An 11338-nucleotide genomic window follows, 5' to 3' on the forward strand; every position below is an offset into this window, starting at 1 on the left:
GCCCGTCCGGCGTTTGAGGACGAGGCCGTTCAGGCCGAAAGCGGGGGTCTGGGGGCGGCAGCCCCCAGCAGACGGCGAGGTCACCACACGGCCACCCCGGTAGACTCGGCAACCAAAGACCCCGCCCAACCGCCGGAAGGCACCCCGTGTCATCAGCGACCCCCGCTGCCGCCGCTCCCGACACCGTCCTGGTCGTCGACTTCGGCGCGCAGTACGCCCAGCTCATCGCCCGTCGCGTCCGCGAGGCCCGGGTCTACAGCGAGATCGTGCCGAGCACCATGCCGGTCGCTCAGATGCTCGCCAAGAACCCGGCGGCGATCATCCTCTCCGGCGGCCCCTCGTCGGTCTACGCGGAGGGCGCCCCGCGCCTCGACCGCGAGATCTTCGAGTCCGGCGTCCCCGTCTTCGGCATGTGCTACGGCTTCCAGCTGATGGCCACGACCCTCGGCGGCACCGTCGACAACACCGGCGCCCGCGAGTACGGCCGTACTCCGCTGCACGTCTCCAAGACCGGCTCCACCCTCTTCGAGGGCACCCCGGACGAGCAGTCGGTGTGGATGTCGCACGGCGACGCCTGCTCCGCCGCCCCCGAGGGCTTCACCGTCACGGCCTCCACGGACGTCGTCCCGGTCGCCGCCTTCGAGAACGACGAGAAGAAGCTCTACGGCGTCCAGTACCACCCGGAGGTCATGCACTCGACGCACGGCCAGCAGGTCCTGGAGCACTTCCTGTACCGGGGCGCGGGCCTGACCCCCTCCTGGACCACCGGGAACGTCATCGAGGAGCAGGTCGCCGCGATCCGCGAGCAGGTCGGCGACAAGCGCGCCATCTGCGGTCTGTCCGGCGGCGTCGACTCCGCGGTGGCGGCGGCGCTCGTCCAGAAGGCCATCGGCTCGCAGCTGACCTGCGTGTACGTCGACCACGGTCTGATGCGCAAGGGCGAGACCGAGCAGGTCGAGAAGGACTTCGTGGCCGCGACCGGCGTCCAGCTGAAGGTCGTCGACGCTCAGGAGCGGTTCCTCAAGGCGCTCGCGGGGGTCTCCGACCCCGAGGAGAAGCGGAAGATCATCGGCCGCGAGTTCATCCGGGTGTTCGAGCAGGCCCAGGCGGAGATCATCGCGGACGAGGGTCCGGCGGTGGAGTTCCTGGTCCAGGGCACCCTCTACCCGGACGTGGTCGAGTCCGGCGGCGGCACCGGCACCGCCAACATCAAGTCCCACCACAACGTCGGCGGCCTCCCCGAGGACCTCGAGTTCCAGCTGATCGAGCCGCTGCGCAAGCTGTTCAAGGACGAGGTCCGGATGGTCGGCCAGGAGCTGGGCCTGCCGGAGGAGATCGTCCAGCGCCAGCCCTTCCCGGGCCCCGGCCTCGGCATCCGTATCGTCGGCGAGGTCACCAAGGAGCGTCTCGACCTGCTGCGCGAGGCCGACGCCATCGCCCGCGAGGAACTGACCGCGGCCGGCCTCGACCGGGACATCTGGCAGTGCCCGGTGGTCCTGCTCGCCGACGTCCGCTCGGTCGGCGTCCAGGGCGACGGCCGGACCTACGGCCACCCGATCGTCCTGCGGCCGGTCTCCTCCGAGGACGCCATGACGGCGGACTGGTCGCGCCTGCCGTACGACGTCCTCGCGAAGATCTCGACCCGGATCACGAACGAGGTCGCGGACGTCAACCGGGTCGTCCTCGACGTGACCTCGAAGCCCCCGGGCACCATCGAGTGGGAGTAGGCCCTTGCGGTGAAGGGGCTCAGGTGCGCTTGATCGTGCGCACCGGCTCGCCGGGCTTCCAGACCTGGACGACGAGGTACTTGTCGTCCTCCACGTAGGTCCTCACGACCTCGGTCAGCTCGGTACGGAAGAGGTGGAACGGCTCCGGCGGTTCCACCTCTTTGCTGTACGCAGCCTTCGCCTCGCCGTCCTCGACGCCGACCGCCCGCCCGCTGATCCGCACGTCACCGCCGCCCATCCCGGTCCCCGGCCCCGGATTCGCCTGGAGCGCGAAGCGCGGATCGCGGTTCAGGTCGAGGGCCTTGAGCGAGCCCGGCATCATGCCGAGCCACAGCTCACCGCGGAGGAAACGGACCTCGAGGCCGGTCGTGCGCGGGGAGCCGTCCTTGCGGAGGGTGGCGAGGACGTGGTGGGTGAAGGCGCCGAAGCGTTCCTCGACGGTCCGTGCCAGATCCGGTTCGGCGGCGACGAAAGCCGCCCAGTTCACTGTCATACGGCGAGTGTGGCGCGAATACCCGACATCCGCTGTCGGGTATTCGTGTGGGGCGCGGCACCCGCCCGCGCTCCCGCGCAACGGTTGCGCGCGTCATCTTTACAGAACAACTCTGTTCTCCTGGGCTGACCGACGGTAACTTCCGCCCCGTAGAGCAACCCAGTGCTGGAGGACACATGCACGGGACCCCCGGGACCGGGCCCACCCCGCCGCCCGCCCTTCCCAGTGACCGGCTGCGGTTCGCGATGCCGCCGATGCACGACTCGGTCGACGACGAGCGCCGGCATCGCAAGGAACGGCTCACGGGCGCGCTGCGGGTCTTCGGGCGGTTCGGCTTCGAGGACGGCGTCTCGGGGCACATCACCGCGCGCGACCCCGAGTACAGCGACTGCTTCTGGGTCAACCCCTTCGGGATGCCGTTCAAGCACGTCACCGTGAGCGACCTGGTCCTCGCCAACTCGGACGGGCAGGTGATCGAGGGGCGCTACCACGTCAACCAGGCCGCCTTCACCGTCCACGCCCAGGTCCACGCGGCCCGTCCGGACGTGGTGGCCGTCGCCCACTGCCACTCGGTGCACGGCCGCGCCCTGTCCGCGCTCGGCGACCTCCTGGACCCCATCACCCAGGAGAGCTGCGCCTTCTACGAGGACCACGCCCTCTACGACGCCTACACCGGGGTCGCCGTCGACGCCGAGGAGGGCCGCCGTATCGCCACCGCGCTGGGCACCCGCAAGGCGCTCGTGCTGCGCAACCACGGGCTGCTGACGGTCGGCGACTCGGTGGACGCGGCGGCCTGGTGGTTCCTGTCCATGGAGCGATCCGCCCAGGTGCAGCTCACCGCCAAGGCCGCCGGACGCCCCCTGCTCATCGACCACAGGGCGGCGGTGGCGACCCGCGAGCAGCTCGGCGGCGACCTGGTGGCTTGGATCAACTACCAGCCGCTCTGGCAGGACATCAGCCGCAGCGAGCCGGATCTGCTCAGTTAGAAGCCTCGCAGTACGGCCGCCTTGGTCATCGCGAACTCCTCGTCCGTGAGCACCCCGTCCCGGTGCAGCTCGCCCAACTCCCGCAGCCGCCGCAGGAGTACGTCGTGGTGGTCGGCCGCGGGCGGCACCGCCGCCGTCGGCGGCCGTCGCTGTGCCTGCTCGCCGCCGTTGCGGGTGGACGGATGCGGCAGTCGCGCGGTGATCGCGGTGGCGACGAGCGCGGTGAGCAGGTCGCGCCGGGCGCTGCCCCACAGGTCCAGGGCGTACGGGTCCTTCTCCGGCGGCAGCTTGGAGAACACCGTCTCGCGGGTCACGAAGCGCAGGAAGCCGTCCTCGTAACCGGAGTTGGGCAGCCACTCGACCTGCACGAGGTCCCCGACGGCGATGATCCGCGGCCCGGTGGCCCGCTTCACCCGGTCGGAGGTGTCGGCCCAGTCGATGCGCACCTGGGTGCCGTCGAAGGAGACGGTGCCGTCGGAGGACCGCACCGAGACCGGGACGGGCGGCCCCGGCAGCAGATACGCCTTGGTCGGCTCCTTGGGGATCTGGTCGAGCAGCAGGGCCCGGCGGATCTCCTCGGCGACGTACTCGGCGACCCCGGCCCGGTCCACGTCCACCACCAGCCGGTACGGGTCGGCCGGATCCGGCAGCCGTCCGCCGGTCGCCTGGAGCAGCGGGTCGGCGCCCTCGCGCAGCCGTATCCGCAGCCGTCCGCGCTTGCGCTCCGGTTCGAAGACCACGCCCGCGACGGCTTCGAGGGGCACTGCGACCTCCCCGTACGTCTGCCGGAACAGCGGCACGGAGCGGTGGAGACCCGGCGTGATCCTGACCGTGGTGCCGTCGAAGGCCCAGGTCCCGTCCCGCTGGATGATCTCGGCCATAGGGAAATTCTTGCAGCCAGGTCAACACGGTGGCCCCACCTCACCCCGGGCTGACCAGACCTGCCGGGCGGGGGTGGCGTGGCGTAGGGCACAATTCGCTGTCATCACACGGTGTTGCAGGGCGGCGGCCGACTGCCGGACAGGGCCGCCGGCCGTAGGCGTTGCGGGGAAGGCGGGCGGCGGGCGTGGCGGTGCAGGAGGCGAGAGGCGGCGCGGACGCGGGCGCCCGCAGAGGTGCGCACGGCGGTGGCTGCACCTGCGGGGACTGCCCGCACGGGGCGCGCGAGGGGCACCGGCGCGCGGTCGCCGAATTCCTGCTGATGCGCGACGGTTTCGCGGCCGGGCAGGGGCTGCCCGCCGCGGTGGCGCACTCGGCCTCGGCCTCCCGCCAGTGGGTCTCGGAGGAGCTCACCCAGTCCGCGGAACTCGTCGCCGAACGCGGCCGCGCCGAGGGCGAGGCCTGGCTGGCCCGGCTGTGGCAGCGGACGGTGTGGGCGGTGTGGGCGCTGGTGGTGCTGTTGCTGCTGGTGCAGTCGCTCACGGCCATCGGCGCGGGCTGGACGACGGCCCGCACGGCGGGCCTCCTCGCGGCCGTGGCCGTGGGCGGTGTGCTGACCGCCGCGTCCTGGTTCCACCGGGCGCGCGGCGGTGTGCTGGCTCCCGTCGTCGGTGAGGACAACCGCCTGTCGACGTCCCGCACGGTGGCGGCGGCCTGGGTGCTGTTCGTCGCCTACGCGGTGCTGCTCCTGGCCGGCCGTCTCGCCGCGGCCTCCGACCACGCGGAGCGCGACGCCCTGATCTCGGGTCTCGAACTCGCCCGCGGCGCCGGTGTCGTCACCGTCCTCGCCGTGGTGTGCGGCATCGCGGTGCTGGTGCGGCGCGTGGTGGGGCTGCGGGTCCTCGGCCAGCGGCTGCAGAAGGTACGGGCGGACCGGCCCCGGGCGGCCGACCTGCTGACCGACGACTCGGGGCGGGGCACCTTCGCCGACATCCAGTACGTCGTGATCAGCACCGTCGCCGTCCTGTTCGCCGCGGTACGGCTGGCCCGCCGCCCGGACCAGCTGCCGGACCTTCCGTGGGGTCTCGCGGTGGTGGTGCTGGTGTCGGCGGCGACCTATCTGGCCGGCAAGTACGCGGAGGGCGGCCGCCCGGTGATCCTTTCCGTGGTGCGGGCCCGCGAGGCCGGCGACCTCGACGCCCCGATCCGCACGGGCGACGACATCGAGATCCGCGGCGCGGGTTTCGTCCCGCCGGGCGCCCAGGACGCCGACCGGCTGACGCGGATGGTGGTCCGCATCGGCACGGTGAACGTCCATGTGCCCCTCGTCCCCGTGACCGGCGGCTTCAGCAACCCGACGGACGCAGCACTGACCGTGCCCGTGCCGGCTGAGGTGGAACCGGGGAGGGTCGAGGTACAAGTAGTCACGGCAGCAGGGGTAGAGACGAACAGATACGCGATCGACGTGACGGACTGAATGGGACACCCCCTCTCCACGCTCCACGCAGGGCACGGGCGCTGAAATCGGCACGAAGCACTGAGCGCAGCGTCCTCTGCGTACGTATCGTCTTGTGAGGGGTCCCGGCACCGCGGGCGAGAGGCGACAGCGATGACTCACGGCATGCGCACCGACACGCACACCCCGTACCTCGACGGCGACCGGAGCTGGCGCGATTCCGCCACCCGACACGCCCTCCTTCCGCTCCGCGTCTTCCTCGGCGTGACCTTCATCTACGCCGGGCTGGACAAGCTCACCAACAGCGCGTTCATGAAGGGCTCCGGTTCCGGATCCATCGGCGACATGATGCGCAACGTCCGCGACTCCTCCGCCATCCCGGCCATGGTCGACATGGCCCTGAAGAACCCCGTGGGCTTCGGGTACGCCATCGCCCTGGGTGAGTTGGCGGTCGGCATCGGCACCCTGATCGGCCTGTTCGCGCGCCTCGCAGCGCTCGGCGGCGCACTGATCTCCCTCAGCCTGTGGCTGACCGTGAGCTGGGCCTCCGATCCGTACTACTACGGCAACGACCTCGCCTACCTGATGGCCTGGCTCCCCCTCGTCCTCGCGGGCGCCGCCACGTTCTCCCTGGACGCCGCACTCCGCGCACGGCGCAGGCAACGGGCGGCCGGTTACCGGTAGCTCCTGGTCGGCGGGAGCCACCGGCGGCGGAGCCCTACGGCACGACCTGGATCGTGTCTCTCGGCGCGGAGCCGCCGCCACCGGAGCGCTGGTCAGGTTCCCGGTGCATTCAGCTGTGCCTCACCCGTGTCCTTTCCGGACACTGCCGTCCTGCGCCGCCGTATGCCCCGGGCCAGTGCTCCCGCTATGGCGGCCAGGCAGAGGCCGCCCGTGACGACCGGGATCAGCGCGAACCACGGTGTCTGCCACAGACCGCCCGCGTCACCGGCATAGAGGACGCCCGCGAGGGCGAGGGAGACGCCGGCGACCAGCTTTCCCGGCTGGAACTCATGACGCAGCACGGCTGACCTCCGCCTGTCCGAGACCGACCTGGAGCTCCAGGTCGAGCGTGCCGGTGTTCTTGCCGCCCGGGACCGGCGACAAAGTCACCTCCTTGTGCCTGCCCGGCTCCACGTCCACGTCTCCCAGCTTGTCGCCCGGCAGTCGGATGTCGCCCACCCCCACGTCGATGCTCAGCTTCACGGTCACGTCCTTCGGCACGATCACCTTCAGCCGGCCCAAGCCGACGTCGGCTCTTGTGCTCACCGTCTCCCCCTTGGCCGGGTGCAGGCGGCTCAGGTCCAGGGTGCCGACGCCACTGCCGACCTCGTACTTCCCCCGGACGTCGGCCACCGCGGCCGGCTGCCAGGTCGTGCGTATCCAGTGTGTGCCGACGTCCTTGGGCAGGGCCGCCGAGCCGGCGAGCAGGGCCGCCGTGATGATGGCGAGGAAGACCGAACCCGCGCCCGTACGCCCCAGGAACGCGCTGACCGCGATGCCCAGACCGAGGACCAGGAGCGCCCAGGAAAGACCGGTCTGCAGGCTGGTGCCGAGGGTGTGGTGGTCCCAGGTCAGCCCGGTGCCGAGGCCGCCCGCCAGCAGGGCCAGCAGGAAGACCCAGCCGCCGATCCAGCGGGGGCCGCGCGGTCTGGGTGCCGGGGGGCGCGGTGTGCGGATGTCCGCGCGGTTGGTCCAGGACGTACCGAGGCTGATGTTGACCGCCGCCGCGATGTCCCGCTCGCGGGAGTCCCGGGGGCCCCACAGATATCCGGTGCCGCCGACATGCGTGCCGTCCTTGACGATGGGGTCGCGCCACCAGGAGGGGTAGGCGGCGGGGACCGGCGGCGCCTGGGCCTCCGGCGGGGCGTCTGCGACGGCCTGCGCGGCCAGCGGGTCGGGGTCGGGGGCGCCACGCTGCCGCGACCAGTACCCGGCGCCCGCGAGCAGCAGGGAGACCACGACGGCGAAGGCCAGCACCCCGCCGTTCTTCAGCAGTGACAGGAACACCCCGCAGCCGACCAGCGCGAACATCACCGCGGTCAGCGCCTGGCCGTCGACCCGGCCGGTGAGCAGCTTGCGGACCTCGTTCTCCTCCTCGTCCTCGTACGGGATGAGGAGCCAGGCGAAGCCGTAGAAGAGCAGGCCGATGCCGCCGGTCGCGGAGAGCACCGCGAGCGTGATCCGGAAGATCACCGGATCCATGTCGCACTGCCGCCCGAGCCCGGCACAGACCCCGGCGAGCACCTTGTACCGGCGGTTGCGCCGGAACCTGCGCGGAGCCTCGGTGCCCGCGCCCCCCTCTTCCTGTGCGCCCGCCCCCGCACCGGGCCCCGCCCCGGCGGAAGGTGCGGCATCCGCGGCGGGCGCGGCATCCTGCGGCCCGGCGCCCGGAGCGAGGCGCGGGCCGAAGCCGGGTCCCGGACCCGTCGCGGCGCGCTCGTGATCTGTCATGTGTCCATGGTGACGGCCGAGCCGCTCGGACGGGAGTCGGTACGACCCTGGCCGGACCCTGATATCGCCCCTGAGCCGGCGCCCGAGAACTGTTCGACCAGGCCCGGGTTCGAAGATCAGGGGTGTCTCGGGGGTCGACCCTGATGCCCCTGTCCGCCGACCCTGCGAGTATCGATGGCATGCCGGAAGCCGCTGCAGCGCCACTCGTCGAACCGCGGCCGCCGCGCAAGCTCTACCGCAGCAGCGACGGACGCTGGCTCGGTGGCGTGGCGCGGGGGCTCGCCGGGCATCTCGGCCTGCCGGTCATCTGGGTTCGGCTCGTGTTCGTCGGCCTGTTCATGGCGGACGGCCTCGGCGCGCTGCTGTATGCCGCGTTCTGGTTCTTCGTGCCGCTCGGCGTCGGTGGCGTCGGCGGCCAGAGACCACCGTCGCTGGTCAGTACCGAAACCTCGCCGGACGGTCGTCGCAGACTGGTCGCCCGCAAGCCGGACAAGGGCCAGATCGTCGCCCTGCTCCTCATGGTCGTCGTGGCCATGGTCTTCGTGGGCAATGTGAAGGTGGGCGGCGGAACCAAGGCCTACCTCTGGCCCGCCGTCCTCGTCGGCGCGGGCGTCGCCCTCGTCTGGCGCCAGGCGGACAACGCCCGCCGGGCCCGCTGGGTCGAGGTCGGCAGCCGCCGGCGCACGCTCACCCTGCTGCGCGCGGCAGGCGGTGTCCTCCTCGTCACCGCCGGCGTCTCCGGCATCTTCGTGCTCCAGGGCTCCGCCGCCCACCTGGGCTCCGTCCTGCAGGCGGCCCTCGCGGTCCTCGTCGGGATAACGCTCCTCGCGGGGCCCTACCTCGTCCGTATGACCCAGGACCTCTCCGAGGAGCGCCTGATGCGCATCCGCGCGCAGGAGCGCGCCGAGGTCGCCGCCCATGTCCACGACTCCGTGCTGCACACCCTGACCCTGATCCAGCGCAACGCGGAGAACGCGAACGAGGTGCGCCGCCTCGCCCGCGCCCAGGAGCGCGACCTGCGCACCTGGCTCTACAAGCCCGAGGGCACCGGCAAGGACGAGGCCGACGAACCCACCGGCCTGGCCGACGCGGTGCGCCGCAACGCCGCGGAGGTGGAGGACAAGCACGGCGTCCCCATAGAGGTCGTCGTCGTCGGCGACTGCCCGCTCGACGAAAGGATCGCCGCGCAGACGCAGGCCGCGCGCGAGGCGATGGTGAACGCCGCCAAGTACGGTGGCGACGGCGGTGCCGTACAGGTCTACGCCGAAGTCGAGGGAAAGACCGTCTTCGTGTCGGTCCGGGACCGCGGCCCCGGCTTCGACCCGGACTCGATACCCGCCGACCGCATGGGCGTCAGAGAATCGATCATCGGCCGCATGGAGCGCCACGGCGGCACGGCGCGGCTGCGCGCGGTGCCGGACGGCGGCACGGAGGTCGAGCTGGAGATGGAGAGGGCGGAGAAGACGTGATGAGCGACCCGACCGGGGCGAACGAGCCCGTGGAGGCGACCGGCGGGAGCGCCGGCGAGCGGCACGTGCGTGTGGTCCTCGTCGACGACCACCGTATGTTCCGTACCGGCGTCCAGGCCGAGATCGGCCGGACCGACGAGACCGGAGTGGAGGTCGTCGGCGAGGCCGCGGACGTGGACCAGGCGGTCACGGTCATCACGGCGACCCGCCCCGAGGTGGTTCTCCTCGACGTCCACCTCCCGGGCGGCGGCGGCGTCGAAGTCCTGCGGCGCTGCGCCGCGTTGATGGCGGACACCGAGCAGCCCGTCCGCTTCCTCGCACTGTCCGTGTCGGACGCGGCGGAGGACGTGATCGGCGTGATCCGGGGCGGCGCACGCGGCTACGTCACCAAGACGATCACCGGCACGGACCTCGTCAACTCCATCTTCCGCGTGCAGGAGGGCGACGCCGTCTTCTCGCCGCGTCTGGCCGGCTTCGTCCTGGACGCCTTCGCCTCCACCGACGCCCCGCCGGTCGACGAGGACCTGGACCGCCTCACCCAGCGCGAGCGGGAGGTGCTGCGTCTGATCGCCCGGGGGTATGCGTACAAGGAGATCGCCAAGCAGCTGTTCATCTCCGTGAAGACGGTCGAGTCCCATGTCTCGGCGGTCCTGCGGAAGTTGCAGCTGTCGAACCGGCACGAGCTGACGCGGTGGGCGACGGCGCGACGGCTCGTCTGAGGGGCACCGTCCGGAGCTCACACCACGCGTGTGGCGCCCGCGAACGGCATCTCGTCGACCGGCGCGATCTTCACGGGCGCCGACGGGTTCGGGGCGTGGATCATCATGCCGTTGCCGAGGTAGATGCCGACGTGGCTGATGCCGGAGTAGAAGAACACCAGGTCACCCGGGGCCAGTTCGGAGCGGGAGACGCGGCGGCCGGCGTCGATCTGGGCGTAGGTCGTGCGGGGCAGGGAGATGCCCGCGGAGCGGTAGGCGGCCTGGACGAGGCCCGAGCAGTCGAAGGCGTCCGGGCCGGTCGCGCCCCACACATAGGGGCTGCCCAGCTTGGAGTACGCATACGAGAGGGCCGCGGCGGCACGGGAGTCGGGCGCCTCGGCGGTCGCGGAGCCGAGGGAGACGAGGCCGTCCCGGGCACCTGTGGCGGACCGTGAGGCGCGGTGGATGCCGTCGCCGAGCCGAGCGCGCTCGGCGGCCGACAGCCGGGACACCAGGCGCCGCGCCGCATCCAGCTTCCCGGTGATCACCTTCTCGTCGCGTTTCAGCTCTGCCTGCCGCGACCTGAGTCCGGCCAGCTCGATGCGGGCGGCCCCGCGCAACTGCTCGATCTCCCGCAGCTGTTCGCGTACGTCCGCCACGGCCGCCGCCTGCCGGGTGCCCGCCCGGTCGACGAACTCGGCGCCCTCGAGATAGTGGTCGGGGTCGTCCGACAGCGCGAGTTGCAGTGCCGGGTCGAGACCGCCGTCCCGGTACTGCGCAGTGGCAATCGAACCCAGCTCGTCCCGCGCCGAGTTGAGCCGGTCCGTCTTGCGCGCCGCCTCGTCCCGCAGTGCCGACAGCCGCCGCTCGGCCGCGTCCGCCTGCTCCTTCGCCCCGTCGTACTTCTCGGTGGCGACCTCCGCCTCCTGGTACAGCTTGTCCACCTCCGCCTTGACCTGCGTCGGCGTCAGTGCCGGCTCGGCGTGGCCGGTCCCGTCGAAGCCCGTCGCGGTCGCCGCGCCCGCCACGGCGATCGTGAACGCCGTCCGGGCCGGACTGCCGTTGAGCGAGCGCCGACTGGGTTTTCGGTGCGCTGCCACGTGGACTGCCCGTCCTTTCGTACGACCGCCCGTTCCGGGCGGCTTACGCGTCCGGCGGCGGCCCGCACAGGGGGAG

The 11338-nt window shown here is 71.9% G+C and carries 11 protein-coding genes; 6 read left to right on the top strand and 5 right to left on the bottom strand.

All coding sequences use genetic code 11. The annotated features are described in order from the left end of the window. Window positions 1–146 precede the first annotated feature (146 nt). Window positions 147–1727 (top strand): glutamine-hydrolyzing GMP synthase, encoded by a 1581-nt coding sequence (gene guaA / locus AB0N07_RS47870; protein ID WP_365846803.1) that lies wholly within the window; start codon window positions 147–149, stop codon window positions 1725–1727. A gap of 19 nt (window positions 1728–1746) precedes the next feature. On the opposite strand, the gene AB0N07_RS47875 is transcribed toward guaA, so the two are convergent. Then, on the bottom strand, window positions 1747–2220 hold the full coding sequence (locus tag AB0N07_RS47875; protein WP_365846805.1) for a pyridoxamine 5'-phosphate oxidase family protein: 474 nt from the start codon (window positions 2218–2220) through the stop codon (window positions 1747–1749). 176 nt (window positions 2221–2396) lie between these two features. Here AB0N07_RS47875 and AB0N07_RS47880 point away from each other — a divergent pair, with 176 nt between their 5' ends. Further along, entirely contained in the window at window positions 2397–3206 is an 810-nt protein-coding gene (locus AB0N07_RS47880) for a class II aldolase/adducin family protein (RefSeq protein ID WP_365846807.1), read from the top strand. Here the strand turns inward: AB0N07_RS47880 and AB0N07_RS47885 are convergent. Continuing rightward, window positions 3203–4087 carry a DUF4429 domain-containing protein gene (locus AB0N07_RS47885; protein WP_365846809.1) on the bottom strand — a complete coding sequence of 295 codons (885 nt, stop codon included), beginning with the start codon at window positions 4085–4087 and terminating at the stop codon, window positions 3203–3205. The two genes, AB0N07_RS47880 and AB0N07_RS47885, sit on opposite strands and share 4 nt — an antisense overlap. Before the next feature lie 185 nt (window positions 4088–4272). Here AB0N07_RS47885 and AB0N07_RS47890 point away from each other — a divergent pair, with 185 nt between their 5' ends. Further along, window positions 4273–5562, top strand: a complete 1290-nt coding sequence (locus AB0N07_RS47890) for a hypothetical protein (protein WP_365846811.1) — start codon at window positions 4273–4275, stop codon at window positions 5560–5562. A gap of 132 nt (window positions 5563–5694) precedes the next feature. Further along, complete coding sequence (locus tag AB0N07_RS47895) at window positions 5695–6225, top strand: DoxX family protein (protein ID WP_365846813.1); 531 nt, start codon at window positions 5695–5697, stop codon at window positions 6223–6225. Between the two features lie 92 nt (window positions 6226–6317). Here the strand turns inward: AB0N07_RS47895 and AB0N07_RS47900 are convergent, their stop codons facing one another. After that, window positions 6318–6566 carry a hypothetical protein gene (locus tag AB0N07_RS47900; protein WP_365846815.1) on the bottom strand — a complete coding sequence of 83 codons (249 nt, stop codon included), beginning with the start codon at window positions 6564–6566 and terminating at the stop codon, window positions 6318–6320. After that, a complete protein-coding gene (locus tag AB0N07_RS47905; protein WP_365846817.1) occupies window positions 6553–7995 on the bottom strand; it encodes a PspC domain-containing protein in 1443 nt (480 codons plus the stop codon). Before AB0N07_RS47905 ends, AB0N07_RS47900 begins: the two co-directional genes overlap by 14 nt. Window positions 7996–8174: 179 nt before the next feature. On the opposite strand from AB0N07_RS47905, the gene AB0N07_RS47910 reads away from it, so the two are divergent. Then, window positions 8175–9464, top strand: coding sequence for a PspC domain-containing protein (locus AB0N07_RS47910; RefSeq protein ID WP_365846819.1), 1290 nt, complete (start codon window positions 8175–8177; stop codon window positions 9462–9464). Beyond that, window positions 9464–10183, top strand: a complete 720-nt coding sequence (locus AB0N07_RS47915; RefSeq protein WP_365846821.1) for a response regulator transcription factor — start codon at window positions 9464–9466, stop codon at window positions 10181–10183. The genes AB0N07_RS47910 and AB0N07_RS47915 overlap by 1 nt, the downstream gene beginning before the upstream one ends. Before the next feature lie 17 nt (window positions 10184–10200). Here the strand turns inward: AB0N07_RS47915 and AB0N07_RS47920 are convergent, their stop codons facing one another. Continuing rightward, window positions 10201–11262, bottom strand: a complete 1062-nt coding sequence (locus tag AB0N07_RS47920) for an NlpC/P60 family protein (RefSeq protein WP_365846823.1) — start codon at window positions 11260–11262, stop codon at window positions 10201–10203. Between the last annotated feature and the right edge of the window lie 76 nt (window positions 11263–11338).

This window comes from Streptomyces sp. NPDC051172, assembly GCF_040682555.1.
In the GTDB taxonomy this organism is placed as follows: domain Bacteria; phylum Actinomycetota; class Actinomycetes; order Streptomycetales; family Streptomycetaceae; genus Streptomyces.

What these genes read in the sequence shown, in the direction of transcription:
- AB0N07_RS47875 (WP_365846805.1), bottom strand. Translation starts at nt 2,220, where the DNA reads ATGACAGTGAACTGGGCGGCTTTCGTCGCCGCCGAACCGGATCTGGCA.
- AB0N07_RS47880 (WP_365846807.1), top strand. Translation starts at nt 2,397, where the DNA reads ATGCACGGGACCCCCGGGACCGGGCCCACCCCGCCGCCCGCCCTTCCC.
- AB0N07_RS47885 (WP_365846809.1), bottom strand. Translation starts at nt 4,087, where the DNA reads ATGGCCGAGATCATCCAGCGGGACGGGACCTGGGCCTTCGACGGCACC.
- AB0N07_RS47895 (WP_365846813.1), top strand. Translation starts at nt 5,695, where the DNA reads ATGACTCACGGCATGCGCACCGACACGCACACCCCGTACCTCGACGGC.
- AB0N07_RS47905 (WP_365846817.1), bottom strand. Translation starts at nt 7,995, where the DNA reads ATGACAGATCACGAGCGCGCCGCGACGGGTCCGGGACCCGGCTTCGGC.
- AB0N07_RS47910 (WP_365846819.1), top strand. Translation starts at nt 8,175, where the DNA reads ATGCCGGAAGCCGCTGCAGCGCCACTCGTCGAACCGCGGCCGCCGCGC.
- AB0N07_RS47915 (WP_365846821.1), top strand. Translation starts at nt 9,464, where the DNA reads ATGAGCGACCCGACCGGGGCGAACGAGCCCGTGGAGGCGACCGGCGGG.